General features: G+C 39.4%; 19 protein-coding genes and 1 pseudogene. 11 read left to right on the top strand and 9 right to left on the bottom strand.

The window, feature by feature from the left end; genetic code table 11:
- Window positions 1-20 precede the first annotated feature (20 nt).
- The gene (locus tag B3297_RS22995; protein ID WP_286779548.1) at window positions 21-947 is read left to right on the top strand and encodes an SRPBCC family protein; all 927 of its coding nucleotides are present in this window, start codon (window positions 21-23) and stop codon (window positions 945-947) included.
- 42 nt (window positions 948-989) lie between these two features.
- On the opposite strand, the gene B3297_RS22990 is transcribed toward B3297_RS22995, so the two are convergent.
- Window positions 990-1,859 carry an alpha/beta hydrolase gene (locus tag B3297_RS22990; RefSeq protein ID WP_159332938.1) on the bottom strand — a complete coding sequence of 290 codons (870 nt, stop codon included), beginning with the start codon at window positions 1,857-1,859 and terminating at the stop codon, window positions 990-992.
- Between the two features lie 244 nt (window positions 1,860-2,103).
- On the opposite strand from B3297_RS22990, the gene B3297_RS22985 reads away from it, so the two are divergent.
- Window positions 2,104-2,973: a pirin family protein gene (locus B3297_RS22985; protein WP_070564311.1), complete on the top strand. Its 870-nt coding sequence runs from the start codon at window positions 2,104-2,106 to the stop codon at window positions 2,971-2,973.
- A 105-nt stretch (window positions 2,974-3,078) separates the two neighbouring features.
- Here B3297_RS22985 and B3297_RS22980 read toward each other — a convergent pair whose 3' ends face one another.
- Together B3297_RS22980 and B3297_RS22975 are read right to left on the bottom strand one after the other, a co-directional pair.
- Window positions 3,079-3,240, bottom strand: a complete 162-nt coding sequence (locus tag B3297_RS22980; RefSeq protein ID WP_236560192.1) for a hypothetical protein — start codon at window positions 3,238-3,240, stop codon at window positions 3,079-3,081.
- Window positions 3,241-3,275: 35 nt separating this feature from the next.
- Window positions 3,276-4,313: an MFS transporter gene (locus B3297_RS22975; RefSeq protein WP_236560193.1), complete on the bottom strand. Its 1,038-nt coding sequence runs from the start codon at window positions 4,311-4,313 to the stop codon at window positions 3,276-3,278.
- A gap of 220 nt (window positions 4,314-4,533) precedes the next feature.
- On the opposite strand from B3297_RS22975, the gene B3297_RS22970 reads away from it, so the two are divergent.
- The 4 genes from B3297_RS22970 to B3297_RS22955 all read left to right on the top strand — a co-directional run bounded on the left by B3297_RS22970 (window position 4,534) and on the right by B3297_RS22955 (window position 8,292).
- The gene (locus tag B3297_RS22970) at window positions 4,534-6,123 is read left to right on the top strand and encodes a Na+/H+ antiporter (protein ID WP_112374769.1); all 1,590 of its coding nucleotides are present in this window, start codon (window positions 4,534-4,536) and stop codon (window positions 6,121-6,123) included.
- A 205-nt stretch (window positions 6,124-6,328) separates the two neighbouring features.
- Window positions 6,329-6,913, top strand: coding sequence for a 3,4-dihydroxy-2-butanone-4-phosphate synthase (gene ribB, locus B3297_RS22965; RefSeq protein ID WP_083295864.1), 585 nt, complete (start codon window positions 6,329-6,331; stop codon window positions 6,911-6,913).
- A complete protein-coding gene (locus tag B3297_RS22960) occupies window positions 6,894-7,652 on the top strand; it encodes a siderophore-interacting protein (RefSeq protein ID WP_286779547.1) in 759 nt (252 codons plus the stop codon). Before ribB ends, B3297_RS22960 begins: the two co-directional genes overlap by 20 nt.
- Window positions 7,653-7,722: 70 nt before the next feature.
- Window positions 7,723-8,292, top strand: coding sequence for a Crp/Fnr family transcriptional regulator (locus B3297_RS22955; RefSeq protein ID WP_070564302.1), 570 nt, complete (start codon window positions 7,723-7,725; stop codon window positions 8,290-8,292).
- A gap of 78 nt (window positions 8,293-8,370) precedes the next feature.
- On the opposite strand, the gene B3297_RS22950 is transcribed toward B3297_RS22955, so the two are convergent.
- The 3 genes from B3297_RS22950 to B3297_RS22940 form a co-directional block, all read right to left on the bottom strand.
- Window positions 8,371-9,606 carry a TCR/Tet family MFS transporter gene (locus B3297_RS22950; protein ID WP_321167224.1) on the bottom strand — a complete coding sequence of 412 codons (1,236 nt, stop codon included), beginning with the start codon at window positions 9,604-9,606 and terminating at the stop codon, window positions 8,371-8,373.
- A 135-nt stretch (window positions 9,607-9,741) separates the two neighbouring features.
- Entirely contained in the window at window positions 9,742-10,212 is a 471-nt protein-coding gene (locus B3297_RS22945) for an OsmC family protein (RefSeq protein WP_070564298.1), read from the bottom strand.
- 106 nt (window positions 10,213-10,318) lie between these two features.
- Window positions 10,319-10,771, bottom strand: a complete 453-nt coding sequence (locus B3297_RS22940; protein WP_112374770.1) for a DinB family protein — start codon at window positions 10,769-10,771, stop codon at window positions 10,319-10,321.
- Window positions 10,772-11,099: 328 nt separating this feature from the next.
- On the opposite strand from B3297_RS22940, the gene B3297_RS22935 reads away from it, so the two are divergent.
- The gene (locus B3297_RS22935) at window positions 11,100-12,209 is read left to right on the top strand and encodes a sensor histidine kinase (protein WP_172462391.1); all 1,110 of its coding nucleotides are present in this window, start codon (window positions 11,100-11,102) and stop codon (window positions 12,207-12,209) included.
- Window positions 12,210-12,237: 28 nt separating this feature from the next.
- A complete protein-coding gene (locus tag B3297_RS22930; RefSeq protein ID WP_115048652.1) occupies window positions 12,238-12,942 on the top strand; it encodes a LytR/AlgR family response regulator transcription factor in 705 nt (234 codons plus the stop codon).
- Here B3297_RS22930 and B3297_RS22925 read toward each other — a convergent pair.
- From B3297_RS22925 to B3297_RS22915, 3 genes and pseudogenes are all read right to left on the bottom strand, one after another.
- Window positions 12,898-16,029 (bottom strand): annotated as a pseudogene (locus B3297_RS22925) (lantibiotic dehydratase). The gene B3297_RS22930 and the pseudogene B3297_RS22925 overlap by 45 nt on opposite strands.
- A 12-nt stretch (window positions 16,030-16,041) precedes the next feature.
- Complete coding sequence (locus tag B3297_RS22920; RefSeq protein ID WP_070564280.1) at window positions 16,042-16,410, bottom strand: hypothetical protein; 369 nt, start codon at window positions 16,408-16,410, stop codon at window positions 16,042-16,044.
- An 87-nt stretch (window positions 16,411-16,497) separates the two neighbouring features.
- Entirely contained in the window at window positions 16,498-16,641 is a 144-nt protein-coding gene (locus B3297_RS22915) for a hypothetical protein (protein WP_159332940.1), read from the bottom strand.
- Between the two features lie 455 nt (window positions 16,642-17,096).
- Here B3297_RS22915 and B3297_RS22910 point away from each other — a divergent pair, with 455 nt between their 5' ends.
- From B3297_RS22910 to B3297_RS22900, 3 genes are all read left to right on the top strand, one after another.
- Window positions 17,097-17,357 carry a hypothetical protein gene (locus B3297_RS22910; protein ID WP_139144941.1) on the top strand — a complete coding sequence of 87 codons (261 nt, stop codon included), beginning with the start codon at window positions 17,097-17,099 and terminating at the stop codon, window positions 17,355-17,357.
- Between the two features lie 146 nt (window positions 17,358-17,503).
- Window positions 17,504-19,921: a heavy metal translocating P-type ATPase gene (locus tag B3297_RS22905; RefSeq protein ID WP_070564274.1), complete on the top strand. Its 2,418-nt coding sequence runs from the start codon at window positions 17,504-17,506 to the stop codon at window positions 19,919-19,921.
- Window positions 19,922-20,063: 142 nt separating this feature from the next.
- Complete coding sequence (locus B3297_RS22900; RefSeq protein ID WP_070564271.1) at window positions 20,064-20,285, top strand: cation transporter; 222 nt, start codon at window positions 20,064-20,066, stop codon at window positions 20,283-20,285.
- The last annotated feature ends 85 nt before the right edge of the window (window positions 20,286-20,370 follow it).

The raw sequence follows: 20,370 nt of genomic DNA, 5'->3' as shown, positions 1-20,370 counted from the left end.
AATGGTTAAAAATACGAAGAATGATGAAAAAGGAAGATTTTAAAATGAGTATTACCGTTGATGCAGGTGCTCAACGCGTATTTGAAGCAATCAATAATGTCCGTGGATGGTGGTCTCAAAATATTGAAGGGCCAACTGCTGCTTTGCATGATGAGTTTATATATCATTATCAGGATGTACATCGTTGTCGAATACGAATAGAAACGATGGAAACAGATCGTAAAGTAGCCTGGCGGGTCCTCGAAAACTATTTTAAATTTACCCAGGATGAACGGGAATGGACTAATAGTTCCATTATCTTCGATATTGTTGAAGATGTAGGTACAACTACATTACATTTCACCCATCGTGGGCTTAATTCCCAGATGGAATGTTACAAGGAATGTCATGATGCCTGGACATATTACATAGCGGACAGCCTAAGACAATTGATTTTAACGGGGATGGGACAGCCTACTCCAAAGGAGGAAATAGCGCTGGACGCTATGGAAGAGAATCGCATACCACATGATCCTGGGACAAAAAGTATCTACCATAGATTGTTAATTGAAACTCCGGTAGAGACTGTTTACAAGGCGCTTACAACGGCGGAAGGACTAGCAGGCTGGTGGACACCAGATACGAAGGCAAAGCCAGAGATTGGTGCGATCCTGCGCTTTGGATTTGGTCCCAGCTATTTTAAAAATATGGAAGTTATTGCGCTGAAGCCTTATTCCAGGGTCGAGTGGCGCTGTGTCAAGGCATTTGAGGAATGGATTGGAACGACACTGACCTTTGAACTTGAACCTCAGCAAAAGGGATGTATGCTGCTGTTTCACCATGATGGCTGGACAAATTATAGTGCGGAATTCGCTTCCTGTAGTTTTGATTGGGCACTATTTTTCAGGAGTTTAAAATTTTTCTGTGAAAAAGGAAAGGGTTTTCCTTATCCCGAATTTAATGTATAAAATTCGGGAAGGGGCATAGTGTATTTTTGGTATAAAATGAGACTATCGCAATAGCTTGGCAATCGCATGCAGATAGTCTTTATTTTTAGAAAAATCATTATGTCCCTCCTTTGCCAACCGAATCAATTTATCCTGTTTTTTAAAGAATCTACTCAGTTTAATGGAAGAGTCAAAATAGACAGCTTTATCCTGGTCTCCGTGGAAGATGATCGTTCTACATTTTACTTTTTGTAATGCCGAAGCATTGTCGAAATGAAAGGGGAGCCCGCTTGTATCGAGCTCAGGAGCGATATGTTGCGTCCAATCTTCAAAACTATAGTAAGGTGCCTGAAGAATAAGTATTTTTGGGGCGTTATGCGAAGCAATAGTTGAAGCCAGTGCTGTACCCATCGATTGACCAATTATGATGATATGATCTTCCGGATAATGTTGTTTCAGGTTATCATAGACTATTTGCAGATCACTATAAAGTAGTTCTTCATTGGTTACTTTACCTTCACTTTTTCCGTAACCTCGGTAGTCTAACATAAAAAGATCATAGCCGTTATCAGTATAGATATTCGCAATTTTACCCCAAGTGTCTACCGCCCCATTACTGCCATGCAAATAGAAAATTAGTCCTTTGCTCTTGTCTGCCTTAAACAAGATCCCATGGAGTTTAACATGATCTGCTGTTGTGATAAATTTTTCTTCATATTTGCCCTGAAAATGGAAGGTTGAATCTTGGAGCTTTTTGCTTGGAAATAGTTGTTCCTCAAGGATCTCATTCCAGTTTGGTTTCACTTTAGCCTTACTATTGGCTTGCGCATGTACTACGAGGTATGAAAAGATGAATAGCAGGAGTAATAGCATTGGACGTGACCAAATGTGACGATAGAATTTTGTTAATGCGGTGGTATTGTTTACGTGCATAAATATACTTGGTCTATGATTTTTATTTAAGTTACACATTTCTGTGGCATCCAGAAAATGTGGGAATTCCTAGTTTTAGCGGTATCTTTCTTATAAACTTAATCTAGGTTAAGTTTACGCCTTAATCTAGGTTGTTGGAAGCAGACTTCTTCTTGTCGTACCTTTGAGATAGCAATTTAAAATGAAGTGATCATTTAGGCTTCAACTTAAATTCATCAAGAACGATAAAAAAGGAGATTATAACATGAAAAAATCAATTGAAAGAATTTTCCAACGTCCAGCTCAACCTGGCATGGTAGGAGATGGATTTCGTGTATTTAATATGATACCAGGGAATGGGATTTCCCAAAAGAGGATGAGTCCATTTCTTTTACTGGATTTCAATGCAGCATTTGATTTTGGACCTTCGGATCATATTAGAGGCGTGGATGTACATCCGCATAAAGGATTTGAAACCGTGACTATCGCCTACAAAGGTAGTGTAGCCCATCATGACAGTTCGGGGAATAGCGGTGTTATTCGTCCGGGTGATGTACAATGGATGACTGCCGGCGCTGGCATATTGCATAAAGAGTACCATGAAGAGGAATTTTCAAAGAAAGGCGGATTATTTGAAATGGTTCAGCTCTGGGTTAATTTACCAGCGAAAGATAAATCAACAGCGGCGCACTATCAGGCAATTACTGCCGATCAGATGGGGAAAGTCGTGTTGCCCGATGCGGCAGGGGTAGTCAATGTCATCGCGGGGAAATTTCAGGATATGGTTGGACCAGCGAGCACCTATACCCCTGTCAATCTGTTTGACATCAAATTGGAAGAACAGCATGAAACGAACTTTTTGGTTCCACAAAATCATAATACAGCGATGCTCGTTGTGAATGGCGAGGTTGTAGTCAACGGTGAACTTGCTAAGGAGCATAGCTTTGTCTTATTTGGTCATGATGGTGAAGAGATTTCGATAAGGGCAAATAAGAATGCAGTTTTACTTGTGTTAAGTGGTGAACCCATTGATGAACCTATCGTGAGTTATGGCCCATTTGTAATGAATACACAGGCGGAGATTTACCAAGCCTTTGAAGATTTTCAAGCTGGCAAGTTTGGCGTACTTGAATAAATGAAATAAATTTCCATACATGGCTTATATCCTTAATATGTAGGCCATGTATGGAAATCAAAATGTCCGTTAACTTGCATTTCTTGGGATTGTCGTGCTCAACGACTAAGAAAAGTTTTTTGGTCGTCTATCATAGCCGACATGCACGATGAGGACCAGTAGTGTACAACAAAAGCCGGTCAATACCACGCCATTCCATTGAAAGTATTTCCAAGCCAGGGAAGCCAAGTAACTACCCAATGATCCACCGGCAAAGTAACTAAACATATAGACTGTATTTAGTCGGTTGGTTGCCCCTAGATTTAAGGAAAAAAAGCAGATTGATTGCTGATATGCATGGATTGTAAACCCAGGTCGATTAAGATTACACCTGTTATTAATCCGATATAGCTATTCCCTCCGATGTAGAATAAAATCCAGCTCAATAGCAGGATAAATATGGAACCAAGAATAATGGTATACGTAGAAACACGCGTTGCAATCCGGCCGACCACTGATGCTGCCAGCGCGCCAACAGCCCCTATTAATCCGAAGGATCCCGCTACGGCAGAGCCTGCGTAGAAAGGAGCTTCCTGTAAATGAAATACTAATGTAATCCAAAAAGCACTGAATCCAGCAAAGCCTAAAGCCCCTCTGAGTGCAGATAGCCGTAATACCGGTTGAGTTTTTGTCAGATGGACCAAGGAGTGCATTAATTGGAGATAAGTACCTTGAAATGTCGGTTTTACATCAGGTAGTGCGAAAGCTAATAATAACATGAATAAAACCATTAATGCTATAGCTATATAATAGATTGCTTGCCATCCCCAGATATCGCCAATAAATCCAGCTGCGACACGGGAAAGCAGAATACCCAATAGTAAGCCACTCATGACCATTCCGATTGATGAATTGCGTTTTTCGGGAGCAGCTAGTTCGGCCGTGAGGGGAACGAGCATTTGAGGAACGACAGAGCTGAATCCAACCATAAAGCTTGCGATATAGAGCAACTCGAGGGTGGGAGCTAAGACCATAGCCAATAAGGAGACTACGATCAGCAGAAATATGGTTAATATTAATTTCTTTCTTTTTATCATATCTCCCAAAGGGACGATAAAGAGCAGCCCGGTTGCAAAACCGATCTGTGTGAGCATAGCAATCATGCTAATTGTAGCTTCACTAACGTGAAAGTCTTTTGCCATCAATCCCAAAAGCGGCTGATTATAATAGTTGTTGCCGACCACTATTCCCGTTGTCAAGGTAATAAGCCATAAAAGGGGCTTCGTAAGTACAGGTGTATGCCGCTTTGAGTCTACGTGAAACTCTATGTTTTGATTTGTTATGTCTGTTGTATGTATCATTTTGAATTTTATTTCCTTGGCTGCAAATTTACAGCGATCAGTAATGGAGGAATTGAAGAATTCGATCCATGAATTGAAGAATTGAAGTTTGATTAACCTAAATTGATCCAGAAGTTCGATAATTATGTACTGGATTAGCTATTGTGTTGCTGTTTTTTGACTTAAGTCATGGTTTTTCAGTTGCGAGGCGATTAGTTTTGGGACTTAAATTTTTTATCAAATGACAGAACTCGAGCATATTATTTGGATTTCTATTATTTTAATTGTGATCACATCAGTTAGGAGCCGTTTAAAACTAGCACTCCCCATTTTATTGGTTATCGTGGGACTTATATTGAGTTTGGCACAGTGCTTTCCGGTATTGGCGATTAATCCCGATATAATTTTTAATATAGTTTTGCCGCCAATTTTGTTTGATGCAGCCTGGAATACATCTATTCCGGATTTCAAACGGCAATTTTCTAAGATTTCTTTATTGGCAGTCGGACTGGTATTGATTACAACGACTGTTATTGCAGTTGTTGTTCATTCGATCATTCCAGGATTTAACTGGGCGATTTCCTTTGCGTTAGGGGCAATTATTTCGCCACCGGACGCGATAGCAGCGACGAGCATTGCGAAGGATCTTCCCCTATCGAGAAAATTAATCACGCTTCTTGAGGGGGAAAGTCTGCTTAATGATGCATCCGCATTAATTGCATTTAAGTGTGCGATTATAGCATTGGTAAGTGGTGGTTTTTCATTTTGGAATGCTGGATTACAGTTTGTGATAATGGGAATAAGTGGAGTGGCAATAGGTTTGTCGATCGGTTATGGGTTTGTAAAATTACATCGCTTTCTCCATGGCAATAGTAATGTCGAAACCTTTGCTGTGTTGTTGTTACCATTTGCGACATATAGCCTTGCTGAACATTTAGCCGCTTCAGGGGTCCTGGCTGTCGTCAGTTTAGGTATGTATATCTCCTGGAATTCCTTTTCCTTATTTAGCTCAGCAAGCCGTTTACAGATGAGCCATTTTTGGGATGTCATTATTTTTATTCTAAATGGACTCGTTTTTTTGATTTTAGGCATGCAGCTTCCCCACATTGTTGAAGCAATACCTCGTTCAGAAATAATCGTTCTGACTTTGTACGGCTTCTTGATCTTCTGTCTGTTAATTCTGATACGCTTAATTGTGACCTACTTTTTTCCGCTGTTTTCTTGTCGGGAAGATAAAGAGGATGCAGCTTTTCAATGGCGATTTCGAAAGGAGTATATTATTTTGTCTTGGTCGGGTATGCGCGGGGTTGTTTCACTTGCTACCGCATTTGCATTGCCTTTATATGCAAACAATGGTTCGCTCATTGCACAGCGAAATACCGTTCTCTTTCTTTCCTTTGTTGTCATTATTTTCACGTTAGTTATTCAAGGAATTAGTTTGCCTCAACTTATTAAGCGTATTACTCCCAAGCCGAACAAACAGGATAAGGGGAAAGAACTAAACGATTTATTGATTGAGCGTTCGTTAAGCTATTTGGAAAGTCTGGAAATCGACAGACCATTAGTGCAAGAAGTCGTACAAAAGATGCAAGTAAAGTTGCAAAATCAAAGGGAAGAACCTAACGACATGAAGAGATCTATCAAAGACATTATCTGTAGGGATGAGTGGCGAGCATGCTATTTTGACATCGAACTATCTATGATTCAAGTGCAGCGAAAAGAACTTGTGAGAAGCTATCAAAAGGGGATTTATCCCTTGGAAGATGTTAGGAAAAAGGAATTTGAACTTGATTTATGGACAGCAAATATTTATCAAGAAATGAAATTGTAGGTGTTTGCTGTTTTTGACTTAAGTCAATGTTTATTGTTTTTCATGGATAGATCTTTGTCATCAAATAAGCCAGCCTCAGTTATTCGGAAAGAGGCAGGATAATATAGAATGATATGAAAAATTTGTTAACAATGTTTGGGGATGATCCCATAGCAAGAGTAGAAAGGCATTAAAGGATTTACAGGCCGGTAAAGGGGTTCTTCTTATCGATAATGAAGATCGAGAGAATGAGGGGGATCTTATTTTCTCTGCCCAAAACATGAGCATACCGGATATGGTACAAATGATCCGGTATTGTAGTGGTGTTGTCTGTCTTTGTCTCACCCATGAGAAAGCGAATGAATTAGACTTACCTTATATGGTGTCAGCTAATTCAAGTCCTTACCAAACGCCATTTACAGTATCTATCGATGCAAAGATAGGGGCAACTACGGGGCTCTCGGCTTCCGATCGAATTGCCACAATAAGAGCGGCCTGTGCGCAGGATGCCAAACCGGGGGACCTTGTTCGCCCAGGTCATATCTTTCCCTTGCGGGCGCACGCGAACGGAGTATTGGGTCGCGATGGTCATACAGAAGGCAGTATCGATTTGATGCTTATGGCGGGTTTAGAACCGATGGCTGTCTTATGTGAATTGATGAATGAGGATGGGACAATGGCGCGTTTGAATGAGGTCTCAGCATTCGGACTGAAACATAATCTTACCGTATTATCTATTGAGGATATTGTTACCTATAGAAAGCTAAATAGTAATCATCGAAAAACAGTATATGAATCAGACAAACACTAAAAAAATAAGATCGTTATTCCGCGTTGGCCGAAAAGAGTACCTTACACCACATCTTATCAGGATAATATTTGATTTAACCGATGAGCAGCTCGGGTTATTGGCCGAAGTCAGTTCGGGTTCAAATAACAAGCTTTTCGTTCCGTTACAGCACAATGCGCAAGAAGTAGTCGTCAGAACTTACACCAATCGTAAAATAGATCTTTCTAACAGAGAATTGCATATCGATTTTGTTGTTCATGGTGATAGCGGTCCTGCATCTGCATGGGCAATCAAGGCGGAAAAGGGCGATCAATTGGAAATTGGCATGAAGGAGAGCAAAAGAAAATTGGTTCCCCAGGTAGACTGTTACCTGCTGGTTGGAGACACAACAGCTTTACCGGTTATTGCTGCAATATTAGAAGAGCTTCCAGCGACGGCTAGAGCAAAAGTAATTATTGAGATTCCGGCAAAAGAAGACGAGCTTGTATTGTCCTCAGCCTGCAGTGCACTCATACAATGGTGTTATAATCAGACACCAGAACAAGGGAGTAATGTCGCTGAATATGTTAAAAAAGCCGACTTTAGGGCGGATGATCAAACGAGTTATATCTTTATTGCTGCGGAGTATGCCATTGTGAAAGAATTACGTCATTACTTTCGGGAGGAAAAAGGGAGAACTTCACAAGACCTATATGCCTGCGCATACTGGAGAGTGGGGCATGCAGAAAGTGAACTTATGAATTTAAATGAGCCGATCTAGTTCTTGAATTAGTTACTGTTAATCCAATTTTATTAGTTTTGCTGGAAATTAATTTAGAACAGCAATTAAAATGGATGAGCTATTGATATCCTATATCACGAGTAAAATTACGGTAACAGAAGATGAATTACATCTAATACGCTCATATTTTAAGCCTTTAAAGCTAAAGAAAAATGAGTTTTTGTTGGCCAATGGTGAAATAAGCCAACGCTCATTTTTCGTGACCAAGGGGTGTTTACGTATTTTTTTTATTAATGAGTCTGGACAAGAAGCAACACGCTACTTTGCCTTTGAGAATCAGTTTGCAACCGCATTAGTCAGTTTTATTACAGGAGAAGAGTCCGAAGAATTCATTCAGGCTTTGGAACCTACTGAAATCTACTATATAAGTCATAAGGATTTTTATCATTTGTTGGACCTTATTCCACAGTGGGAGAAGTTCTACCGTCTCTATTTGGAAATTGCCTATGTAACAAATACAAAGCGTCTGATGTCATTTTTAATGCAAGATGCCCTTGAAAAATATCGTTTATTGTTGGATGAAAATCCAATGGTTGTCAGAAGGCTATCCAATAGAATAGTTGCTTCCTATCTGAATATTTCACAGGAGACATTGAGCCGTTTAAAGTCAAAGCTCTAAAACTCAACTGGCCTATNNATAGGCCAGTTGAGTTTTAGAGGAAGATAGATGAAAATAGTGCAGACTGATCAATCAGGTTTAAAGATTTATTTGCTGATTTCTCTTTTTGCGAGAAGCATTATAGACAATGATCACACTAATCGTCATCAGGATAAATGCTAAGAAAAACGGCGCGCCAGAAAATTTAAATGGTGCTTTGTCATGGGTGAAATAATAAAATAGGTTTGTCATCATTGGTGGACCAATAATCGATGTTGCACTCATTAAGCTTGTTAGTGCACCTTGAAGTTCACCCTGTTCGTTTGAAGGAACATTTTTTGTAATAACAGACTGAAGAGCTGGTCCACAAATACCACCCAAGCAATAGGGGATAAGGAAGACGAACATCATCCATCCTTCGCTTGCAAACGAGAATAACAGTAGTCCAATAGCATACAGGGTCAATCCATAGAAAATGCTTTTTTGTTCACCAAGTTTGGGCGTTGTCCATCGAATTAAAACGCCCTGAACCAATCCAATCAATAATCCAATAACACCTAATGAGATACCCACCATTCTTTCTGTCCAGTCGAATTTATACATGGTGAAGAAGTTCCAGTTACTTTGAACTGCGTGGCCTGCGATATATATTAAAATTAAGGCAACGATTAATCCGGATATTTCTGGATGTTTTCCAAGAAACTTAAAGGATCCAATTGGATTTGCGCGTTTCCATTCAAAAGCTCTACGTTTTTCTTTATCTAAGCTCTCAGGTAAGATAAAATAGCCATATAGAAAGTTTAGCATACACAGTCCTGCGGCCGCATAAAAGGGAACCCTGGCACCATAGTGACCGAGCAGACCGCCAATAACTGGGCCGATGATAAAGCCTAGACCAAATGCAGCGCCTATCAAGCCAAAGTTCTTTGCCCGATCTTCATCCGTAGATATATCGGCGATATAAGCACTTGCCGTTGTAAAACTAGCACCTGTCAATCCGGCGATAACGCGTCCTAAGAATAGCCAACCTATAGTTGGTGCGAGGGCAAGAAAGATGTAGTCTACCGCAAAGCCAAAAAGTGAGATCAATATAATTGGCCTTCTGCCATATTTATCGCTGAGGTTACCAACGACGGGAGAACAGATGAATTGCGTGAAAGCATAGGCAAAGCCGAGCCAACCGCCATATTTTGCCGCTTCACTGACATCGCTATGAATCAATTCCTCGATAAGTTTAGGGACGACAGGAATAATGATTCCCCAACCCGTAATATCGATTAGTAGTGTAATAAATATGAATCCGATTGCTGCTTTTTTCTTGGAATTTTCCATCATGATTTAAAAGTAATGAAATCCTTAAAAACTTGTTTGTTATTTAATTACTAATTTGTGGTGAGTGTCGCATTTTCGATAGCGTTAACAAATCGAAAAGAGGGAGCTTTTTTCTTTCGATAGCGTGCCCATTTCTGGTTAAATCGCTTGACATTTGGGATGGTGCAGCACCGTGAAATTACATGAATTCGCAATAAAACACAGTTTATTTGCTTGGGTATGTAAGGATAAAGCAAGTTCTATCTGGGATTCATCTGTGATGAGAACCTCGGGGTGTAATATAACTTCTGTAAAACGACCACTTCCATCTCCATCCGTTTCCAGGGTAGCGATAGCATTGTCCTTATAGGATAAAATCTCGATGCTATTTTTCGAGCAGACGTATAAATAGGACATCATGTGGCAAGAAATCAGGCTGCTCAGCAGCAAATCTTCCGGATTGTACAATGCAGGGTCACCCTTGAATGCTTTTGCTGCGGAAACTTGCAGGTCAGCTTTCCCCTCGATCGCGATGTGATGGCTTTTTGTATAAATTTTTGAACCTACAACACTAGGCTGTTCAGGATGATTCCAAGCCAAGGACGCTTTAAAGATATGTTTGTAACTCATTTTGTTTCAAATTTAAGGTCTTCTCCGATATTATAGAACGTCTAGTCCGCCAACTGCAACTACTTCGTTTGTCATCAGACCACGGCGGCGTCTGATGACAGTACTGTTATGTGCGAACAAAAGTGATATAATCTGTGTTGACAGGTTCAATGCCATTTTTTCGCATTTCGCTTGCTATTTGCGCCCTGTGATAGGTGCCATGATTAAAGACGTGTAACAGAATGTCGTTGGCCTTGTTATGAAAAGCCTGATGCTGTGTGTTTGTATAATTGACAATTTCATCCTCCGTATCATTTCTGCGCCGAATTTGCTGCCTAAATCCTTCAGAAGCTAAATCGTGATACCTTTGGCAATCGATGATACTGTGCTCATCCCAAACACCAACAGGTGGTTTTTCACCAGTTAATCGACTTAACCAAATAATCTGAGCATTGACAATATGGCTAAAGAGCCGTATGCAAGAATGAGGTACATTTTCGCCTTCACTTTTCAATTTATCCAGGAGTGCTGTATTGGCCCAGTTATTATATAACCAAAGCTGCATAAAAGTAGTTGACATCTAATTGTTGTTTATGTGGGTTCTATAAAATTAAATATACGGAAGATCGCAATAAATTTTTTGCCAACCCCATCAATCGTTCATTTTATGGACAATTTATGGTTGAAAATTTAAAGCAATATATTTGTTACAATTTTATTCTTTTCTACGTAATTCTATTTTTTGGTTTGTTCAGATCTTAATTGAGATATATTCAGATTGTTAGCGTTATAGGTTGTTGTTTTTTGTCGCAGAAATGTCTTTTTGCGTTCTCGCATAGCAAGTCAGACTACCACAGACTAAAGGATATCATTATATTAGACTGATATTATCGAAAAGTATGCTATCTATGAACAGGTTTTTCCAAAATTACAATACGGGAAAACGTATTATTCTTCATTTGTGTTTTTGGTTTTTGGTTTTGGGAATGCAATTCATTTCCTATCAGCGGATAGATATTGATAATTCCTGGATTTTGTTTGTAAAGGACGTATTTTCTTTGTTGACCATATTTTATGTAACAGCGTATGTCATCATTCCGCGCTGGTTTATTCCTGGAAAGTTTGTGTTGTGTATATTGTGGTTATTGTTTATTTATGCCTGGTGGTCGTTTCTAAGTTATTTTGCAGCCCTATTAACATTGAAATATCTAACACCAGATGTTCGCCTGTCAAGCTATCTTGAAATAATACTAAGTCAAGGAATCTTCGGTGCTTTTCGCCTTTCTTCCATTAGCGATTATTTGTTGGATTTTATTTTTCTGGTGGCCCTGCCTTTGACCGTAAAAATTGTACAGGCGTTTATGTCTGTCCGAAATTCAAAAATGAAACTCGAATTGAAAAATTCAGCACTTGAGTTGAACAATGTCCAGTTGGAACTTGCTTTTCTAAAATACCAGATTAATCCACATTTTTTACTTAACACACTTTATAGCATCTATGTGCTGGTATCCGATCATGATGAAAGAGGCGGCGAAAGTATGATGCGTTTAAGCAGTATGATGGTGTATTTACTGCATGAAAGTAATCAACCCAGGATAGAAATTAGTCGCGAATTTCAATTGCTAAAGGATTATGTTGAATTGGAAAAGTTACGCTATAGCGAGACCGTGCAGATCAATCTAAATTTGGCGGCTGAAGACGAAAGCTGCATGATGGTTCCTTTGATCTTTTTTCCGTTTGTAGAAAATGCATTCAAACACGGACCTCGGCTAAGTTCTTCGGCGGGATGGATATCCATAGACATTAAGGTGAAGGATGACAAGGTGTATATGCACGTGGCTAATGCATATAGGGAACTTTCAAAACCAGAAAATTATATCGGCGGATTAGGGATAGAAAATGTAAAAAAGCGACTGGAACTTCATTATCCTCATCATCATAATTTGAAAATAAAGTCGCATGAGGGTGTATTTAGTGTTAATCTTGTTGTAAATTTACATTCGGAAACAGAACCGTAGCACCAAAGCAGCGGGTTGCGAAGTACTTATGAATAGAATTAAAACTATCCTTATTGAAGATGAGCCTATTGCGAGAGGTCGCCTGGAGAAATTAGTTTCCAAATTAGGCCTGATCGAAATATTGGGTGTATTTGAAAACCCATTGCAAGCAATTGACGTTTTAAGGCAGCAAGAGGTAGATCTCATTTTGTCAGATATAGATATGCCTGAAATGGATGGAATTACCTTTCTCAAAGGACTTGCTCATCCACCATTTGTTGTTTTTATAACTGGGCATTATGAGTATGCTGTTGATGGGTTTGAATTGGAAGTAATCGATTATATCTTAAAGCCACTCCTGACGGAAGAGCGATTGATCAAGGCAATTGAAAAAGTTCAAAAGGCAATCTTGTTTTCTCGAAGAGGGGCACAGGGTGAAAGAAAAGCGATTAAGATAAAGGATCGGAACAAAACTATTTTTATAGATCCTGCAGATATTTTCTATCTAAAAGCCTGGGGGGATTACATTCAAATTTATACGTTAGAAGGTATGCAGACTTTGCTGTCGACAATGAAAGATATGGAAGCAGAACTGCCTTGGGATATGTTTGCTCGTATGCATCGATCCTATATTGTCAATATCAAACAGATCAAGGGTGTTGAGGCAAGTAAAGTCATTCTGAAAAATGGGACAGAACTCGGTATTGGTTTACAATATCGTAATCAGCTCTTCGCGAAGATGGGACTTATATAATTTATCGGGTTCATAGGTTATACGTTTTTTCTGTTTCCCAATTTGCATTTTATAATAGCCAACCATAAAATGGTAAACAGCAAGTTCATGTAAGCGTTGATCGGACATGAACAATCGGTTAATGAACATATGAATGTAGCTTGATAGTAACGATGTTCGGGCTGACTTGAATTCATCTTGATCGGTATGACTCCGTAAGGTGTTAAATATGCTGTATTGAAGTGCATTTAGTTTCTTTTTCGATTCTTCAGGGTTGTCTAAAGGTTTTTCGAACCAGTCTTTTTTCTCTTTAAACTTATTGTTGAGATGAATCCAAAGGTTTTTATTATTATCAAATTCTTGCTGATAAAGGGTATTCATCTGTAGGCAGAAATCTCTTTTCTCGATCAGTGTAAATTTTGCAGCTTCTAATAGCGACTCAATATTTTCGAAAGCCAGGCGCCATCGATCATTGATTGAAGTACTTTGTTGGATAACCTTCAGTACCGTTTCGCTCTGTTGATAGAATAGCTCCTCACTAAGTTCCATACAAAATGGTGTATATCGTTCAATCTCCCGTGTATAAGTGTCAAAGGATAGCGTTGATATCTATCCATCTTTAATAAACTGTTCCAATAGGGTATTAAGCGTGGATATAACGAAATAATACTGGCTTGGATCTGAAAGCTCAACTCTAAATCGAATGTGGGGCGATGGATCGTTGTAGCGTATAAAAAACCATTTTTTTAGGACATCTTGTTGATTAAGTGTCGCTACGATTAGGGGGAAAATTTCCTTTAACAAGGTGTCTGCAACATGTAAACCACAATAGATCTTGGCGTAAAGCCATTCACTGCCCAAGGGGAAGCATCTTTTTAGGTTACTTTCTTGAGGGGCTGATTCATTTGTGAAAGTCTCCTGCTGTGATTCTATTGGAATAATGATTTCGTTGGCAAAAATATGTCCATCTTTATCGCAGGCTACTGATGAATAGTCATTCAGGATATATTCGGTTAATATGATCTCTCTTTTGCACATATGATCCAATACGATTTCTATGCAAAAAGGATTGTCTAAATTTATCAACAATTCATTATCGCCACTGCTGATGATGACCATTGCAGGAATTGCTAGCTCCGCTTGTATATTTTTTATGAAAGCCTGAGGGGTATTGGGGTATTTCGCTATTTTTTGAATTCGCCATTGTGCTCTAGACAAGATAATATTTTTGTAGCTTATTCTTGGGAGTCTCGGCTGCTCCTTCATAATCCCCCAATTCCAGGAAAGATCCAACCTATTATTTTGGAACTGAAAATCTGCGAGAAACTTATATATATTCATACCCTGTTCAAAATTGTGGGCGGTAGTTAAACGGGGTATAACCATTTTATTGAATTTCCTGGACCACAAGATTAGGCGCTGGTCTTTGATGAACAGGTATAAGTCATTAACATCAATTTGCTCTTGTTCTTTATCGATTGTCGGGCTTAGACAAATTGTTGCTTTTCGCAGCGCAGGTCTATAAATGATATTTCCAGCATTATTGTCTGGGTAATGACAAATCTCGGCAAGTATGGCATTTGGAAACTGCTGTTGCTCTGTGTCGGCAGATTCCTTCAACTTGTTATTCAATTTTTCATCCAGATGTGCAAATCTGGAAATTAAGTTTCCTGATGACGAACCACCAATGGTAACCAGATTGAAGAATAAGTTTTCCTGACATGAACTTCTAAGGAGATTGCCGATGGCATAGCATGAAGAAGGGATCGTATTGACAGTTTGTTTACGTTGTTTAGCGATATGATCTAGATCTTTGCTGGTCAGCTGAATTTCGGTGAATTGATTTTTTACACTTTCTACAAATTTTTCAATGACCAGATCTTGATAATGGTGGTCGCCATATTTTTTTTCGCCCGCCGGGGTGATGTTGTTAACTTCCCCGAGTATTTCATCCGTTATATTGTAAACACCTTCTTGACGTCCGTAACCAATCCCAATATCGGGGTCTAGAGCTGTCGTTAGCGGAACCATTCTATCTTCATATTTAACAGAGAACGCAGCTCTAAACCGATCAAAATCTGTTAACTTAGCCTGGTTGCAAAGTGGTAGTAAATCCTGAAATTGATCTCTTATGTGATCTAATGCGGTATCTGATAAATTGTTTTCGTCCATCCCTATGAGAAGGTCCCCCTGTAACGAATTGGTCATATCGAGGTCTGGAGCCAAAGGCTGCAATAATTTAAGGATGGCGGTTCGGATCTCAATGACAGATTGAGAACTATGAAGCCATTTTCTTATCGTTAATAAAGGATTTAAATAATTTCCCTCCTTATCCACTCTTTCAAGCGTCGTTATCAGGCTGTCCAGATAACCTCGGCCAATGACATTGGGCTGTAATTCAGAGGATATGATTCCAAGGCTGATGAGGTTATTGACGAATAGGGCCGCATGCGTTATCGATGCTCCAAGACCTTGCAGCAGATCGATTAATGATTGATAATGACTAGTTTTCTTATTGTGTTCAAAGTATTGGATGACTCGATCCAAAATTGGAGTAAGCCTTATACGTTTCAGGATATGCTGTCCTTTCTTCCCATTTGTCACTTTTTGATAATATTTGTAATATTTACCATCTAAGTATAAGGTGGGATTGAGACGATAATAGAGTTGACTGTAAATTCTTTTGTCTTTTGATATCTGTTCAATAATTTTTGTCAAAATGGTGGTATCCAGTTTTAAAACAGCTTGATTTGCATTTGACCTGATTAACGATACCTTTTTTTCGGAGACGGCAATGTTCCCAAAAGATACCCCTGCGAATAAACCGAAAGGCGTACTTCTGGTGCTCATCCTAATCGCATATTTGAGTAGTGAAGCGATCATTTTTGAGCTGCTTTCTTTCTTGTATTCAAGCCATTTTTGAACTTCCGCCGAGAAGGCCGGGCTTGCCAGAAATAAGGCTTCTTTTAATTGCTCATTTTGAAACAAATGACGAAGTTTCTCTTCTATTTCATGTCGCTCAGTTATCGTTAAAAGATCAACGGCAGATGCAGCTGGAAGTAGCGGCGTGCGCAGAAGAAAATAATCGGATAAGTGGAATAATGACATGAATTAGTTGGACTAGTATTGCATGACTTGTTTTATACAAGACTGAAACATCTGGGGCGAAATTGGTTTTTGCAGCGCAAAATGCTTCCTGTTTTTGATAAATTCTGGATATTGCCAACGTGACACGGCGGAGGTGATGATCAGGATTGGAATATCAGCGATCAATTCGGCTAGTGTATTAATATTACCGCCGCTAACAATGAGATCGAGGAATAGGATGTCTGCAGATTTTAGATCATGGCTAAATAATGCTGGATTTTCAATGTCTTCAACCATCTTAATCAATTGAAGATCTGGAAACATGTGAATGTATTCAACTATTTTTTTTGTCGCCAGGGGTTCATCCTCAATGAGAATACATTTAAGCTTGGGTGAAGTCATATACTTGATTCTTTTTTTATTTATTAGGCAATGAAGACGATTGCTGTAAAGGCGCCTACCAGAACGCCTTCACAGCGTTATCCTCTTTTATATTACTTTTGAAGATGTAACTGTCTTAATAGTTACCAGTTCCATATCATCAAAATCAAAAAATGAGATCGGTTCTACCGCGCAGACAGTTTGTACATCCAGTACAAAATCCTCTGCTAAAAAATTTTCAATGTTTTCCATAGTTATACGTTTAAATTGTAAACAAATGTGCTCGCTATGGAAAAGAACAACGAAAAATATCGACAGAATTGAAAATGAATCAGACGAACTAAAGAATCTATTCGACGAAAAAAATAGTGTCTGTTGCTATTTATGTTCGCGATGTAGTAGACTTTGTTTGCAAAGCCTGCCAGATCATCATGGACATTGAAAGAAGTGCTATTGTGTGTTTCTGGAAAATTCGACGAAATAGCATTTGAGTACGATGAAACAGCAGTAGCTTCATTGTAGTATTCCATCTGGTTCGTTATCTTAGATTCGTCTATTTTAGCATCAAAAAACCATTTCTTTAGCCATTAAAGCCATGTAGCTTAAATAGATAAACCAACGAGAGGGCTTGAGGTAATTCCTTAAACCAAAAAAGCATCTACCAAAAAAATAGGTGAGTAGTGTGGGCGCGTAAAACAAATGAGAATATGAATTTATCTAATGAAATGTATGGTTTTTTGAAAAGAGAAGGTTTACGGTTATTTAGAAAAAAAGTAAGCTGGCAGACCTCTGCGAGATATCAAATCTATGGAGATGGGAAAACAAAGATCGGTGTCGCATTTGACAGAATTCAAAATTTTATCGATGAAGATACCAGTGCATCCGGCTGGAGTGGAATGGAAAAGATTAAACTCGAAGAACGGGGTGATTACATTATCTATGGTTTTGTTGAGAAAATTGAAAGCTAAAGAAGAGTTCTCCATATGATTTTTCCATTGAGCTTGACCTTTCGTATTTTATTATCGAGTAAATTTTACAAATCAATTCCTTAATTGTGTAATGACTTTAATCTTATTTGTGGCCAAATTTGTTGTGTAAAATTAAACAATAAGTTATGGCGACAGATATTTATAAGGATACGGTTTATCTACCTTTAGAAGATGTTGAAAGCGAACATTGTGCATCAATTGTCGAAAAAGGACTAGCCCAAGTTAAAGGCCTAGCGAGCTATCGGGTGGAATTGAATAACCACAGAGCTGCTATCGTACCGAAGGATAGTGAAGCCGTCGTTAGCAGTGTAAAAACGATCAAAGATCTTGGTTATGGTGTTTCTACATTAACCAAAACATTTCCAGTTCTTGGGATGACTTGTGCCTCCTGCGCCAGTAGCGCTGAAAGTATGGCGAAATATGAACAAGGGGTTGTCAATGCGTCTGTAAATTTTGCAACAGGAAACCTTACGGTGGAGTATTTGCCTAATATTACGGATCATTTAAAAATCCAGAAAGCGGTTCAGGCTGGTGGCTATGATTTATTAATCGAAGATGAATCTACTCAGCAGAAAACGTTGGAGGCTATTCACGCCGAGAAATTCCGTAAGCTTAAAATCAAAACTCGATGGGCAGTAATACTTTCGCTTCCCGTGGTCGTGATAGGTATGTTCTTTATGGATATGCCGTACGCAAATCCTATTATGTGGCTGTTTTCCACGCCAGTAGTTCTTTGGCTGGGCAAGGACTTTTTTGTCAACGCGTGGAAACAGGCAAAACATCGTTCGGCCAATATGGATACGCTTGTTGCGTTAAGCACGGGAATAGCCTACATCTTTAGTGTGTTTAATATGCTCTTTGCTGAATTTTGGCATCAGCGTGGCTTGCATGCACATGTGTATTTTGAGGCCGCCTCAGTCGTCATTGCTTTTATTTTATTGGGTAAGCTACTGGAAGAGAAGGCTAAAGGTAACACCTCATCCGCCATTAAAAAGCTAATGGGCCTGCAGCCTAAGACGGTGATGGTCATTCAATCGGATGGAACAGAGCGTCAGGTCGCTATAGAAGCCGTTAATACTGGCGATATTATTCTGGTGAAACCAGGGGAGAAGATCGCCGTTGATGGGGTTGTTATCAGCGGAAATTCCTATGTTGACGAAAGTATGTTAAGCGGAGAGCCGGTCCCTGTTTTAAAAATGGGCAATGAGCAGGTATTTGCAGGGACGATCAACCAGAAGGGCAGTTTTCAGTTCAAAGCTACAAAAGTTGGCCGGGAAACAATGCTTGCCCAAATCATTAAAATGGTACAGGATGCACAAGGAAGCAAGGCCCCTGTGCAAAAACTGGTCGATCGAATTGCTGCTGTATTCGTTCCTATTGTCATTGGTATTGCTATTTTAACTTTTCTACTGTGGTTTACTTTAGGTGGAGAAAACCATCTGGTACAGGGTTTAATGGCGGCAGTAACGGTTTTGGTTATTGCTTGTCCTTGCGCACTAGGTTTAGCAACTCCCACAGCAATCATGGTTGGAGTGGGTAAGGGAGCTGAGCAGGGTATTTTAATTAAAGATGCGAAAAGTCTGGAGCTGGCCAAAAAGGTAAATACAGTTGTTTTGGATAAAACCGGCACCATTACGGAAGGAAAGCCTGTGGTCACTGACCTTTATTGGAAAAATGATGAGGATAGTTTGAAAGGTATCTTGTTGAGCCTGGAGAAACAGTCAGAGCATCCATTGGCAGAAGCTGTAGTCGGGTATTTTAAAGATGTAAAAGCTACTCCAGTATCCTTTATCGAAAGTATTACTGGGAAAGGTGTTAAAGGCAGTGATGGAATCGAAACGTACTCTGTAGGTAATCGCAGGTTGTTGGATGAGAATGGGATTACAATTCCGACGGATTTGATGGAACATGGCACCCAGTGGGAAAATCAATCCAAAACAGTGATATGGTTTGCCAACAGTCATACTGCGTTAGCGGTAATAGCCATTGCGGACCGGATTAAGGAAACTTCTGTACGTGCCATCAAGGAGATGCAGGCCATGGGCATTGAGCTATATATGCTGACTGGTGACAACGAGGCTACGGCTAGGGCCATTGCCGCGGAAACAGGTCTTCAGCATTACAAAGCGGAAGTATTGCCAGAGCACAAAGCTGATTTTGTTAAAGAATTGCAGCAAAGAGGGCAGGTGGTCGCTATGGTTGGGGACGGTATTAATGACAGTACAGCCTTAGCAACGGCCGATGTCAGTATTGCAATGGGGAAGGGAAGTGATATTGCAATGGATGTAGCAAAAATGACAATTATTTCATCTGATTTGACGAAGATACCGCAGGCCATTCGACTTTCGAAACAAACGGTCGCGACGATTAAACAAAATTTGTTCTGGGCGTTTATTTATAATTTAATTGGGATTCCCCTCGCTGCAGGTATTCTGTATCCATTCAATGGTTTCCTTTTAAACCCGATGATAGCTGGAGCTGCAATGGCATTGAGTAGTGTAAGTGTTGTCAGTAATAGCTTGCGACTTCGCTGGAAAAAATAGCTAACTATGGTTGAGGTCTAGACCTCATCTTAAACGGTAAATATTGCAAAACAAAATAGAAAAACTGTAAGTACAACCCATCGAATTAAAGGGATATTTGTATAGATAATTAAATAGATTAATAACATTAAAATTAAATAACATGGAAAGCAAAGAATTCCAATTTAAAACAAACCTTACTTGTGGGGGATGCGTGTCCAAAGTAAGCGCTGATCTGGATAGTGTAGACGGTATCTATGAATGGAATGTTGACACCACAAATGCAGACAAAATTCTGACTGTAAAAGCTGAAGGCGTTTCGGAGGAAGAAATCATTGAAATTATCAAAAAGAAGGGCTTTAATGCGACGGCCTGCTCCGCCTAATTGTTCAATAAATCTATAGAACCCCATAAAAACACCCTAAAAGTTTTCTCCAACCTTTAGGGGTTTTTTATGGGGTATTGTGATG

Origin of the sequence: Sphingobacterium sp. UBA3519, assembly GCF_002377215.1 — a bacterium.
Taxonomy (GTDB): Bacteria; Bacteroidota; Bacteroidia; order Sphingobacteriales; family Sphingobacteriaceae; genus Sphingobacterium; species Sphingobacterium multivorum.
Note: the sequence above shows the minus strand (reverse complement) of the source record. Positions and strands in the feature narration are given on the sequence as shown.

Bases quoted from the DNA above. Each gene is read 5' to 3' on its own strand.
- B3297_RS22955 (WP_070564302.1), top strand. From the start codon at position 7,723: ATGGATGAGCTATTGATATCCTATATCACGAGTAAAATTACGGTAACA.
- B3297_RS22945 (WP_070564298.1), bottom strand. From the start codon at position 10,212: ATGAGTTACAAACATATCTTTAAAGCGTCCTTGGCTTGGAATCATCCT.
- B3297_RS22920 (WP_070564280.1), bottom strand. From the start codon at position 16,410: ATGACTTCACCCAAGCTTAAATGTATTCTCATTGAGGATGAACCCCTG.
- B3297_RS22930 (WP_115048652.1), top strand. From the start codon at position 12,238: ATGAATAGAATTAAAACTATCCTTATTGAAGATGAGCCTATTGCGAGA.
- B3297_RS22970 (WP_112374769.1), top strand. From the start codon at position 4,534: ATGACAGAACTCGAGCATATTATTTGGATTTCTATTATTTTAATTGTG.
- B3297_RS22985 (WP_070564311.1), top strand. From the start codon at position 2,104: ATGAAAAAATCAATTGAAAGAATTTTCCAACGTCCAGCTCAACCTGGC.
- B3297_RS22910 (WP_139144941.1), top strand. From the start codon at position 17,097: ATGAATTTATCTAATGAAATGTATGGTTTTTTGAAAAGAGAAGGTTTA.
- B3297_RS22990 (WP_159332938.1), bottom strand. From the start codon at position 1,859: ATGCACGTAAACAATACCACCGCATTAACAAAATTCTATCGTCACATT.
- B3297_RS22960 (WP_286779547.1), top strand. From the start codon at position 6,894: ATGAATCAGACAAACACTAAAAAAATAAGATCGTTATTCCGCGTTGGC.
- B3297_RS22900 (WP_070564271.1), top strand. From the start codon at position 20,064: ATGGAAAGCAAAGAATTCCAATTTAAAACAAACCTTACTTGTGGGGGA.
- B3297_RS22975 (WP_236560193.1), bottom strand. From the start codon at position 4,313: ATGATACATACAACAGACATAACAAATCAAAACATAGAGTTTCACGTA.
- B3297_RS22995 (WP_286779548.1), top strand. From the start codon at position 21: ATGATGAAAAAGGAAGATTTTAAAATGAGTATTACCGTTGATGCAGGT.
- B3297_RS22915 (WP_159332940.1), bottom strand. From the start codon at position 16,641: ATGGAAAACATTGAAAATTTTTTAGCAGAGGATTTTGTACTGGATGTA.
- B3297_RS22940 (WP_112374770.1), bottom strand. From the start codon at position 10,771: ATGTCAACTACTTTTATGCAGCTTTGGTTATATAATAACTGGGCCAAT.
- B3297_RS22950 (WP_321167224.1), bottom strand. From the start codon at position 9,606: ATGATGGAAAATTCCAAGAAAAAAGCAGCAATCGGATTCATATTTATT.
- B3297_RS22980 (WP_236560192.1), bottom strand. From the start codon at position 3,240: ATGTTTAGTTACTTTGCCGGTGGATCATTGGGTAGTTACTTGGCTTCC.
- B3297_RS22935 (WP_172462391.1), top strand. From the start codon at position 11,100: ATGAACAGGTTTTTCCAAAATTACAATACGGGAAAACGTATTATTCTT.
- B3297_RS22905 (WP_070564274.1), top strand. From the start codon at position 17,504: ATGGCGACAGATATTTATAAGGATACGGTTTATCTACCTTTAGAAGAT.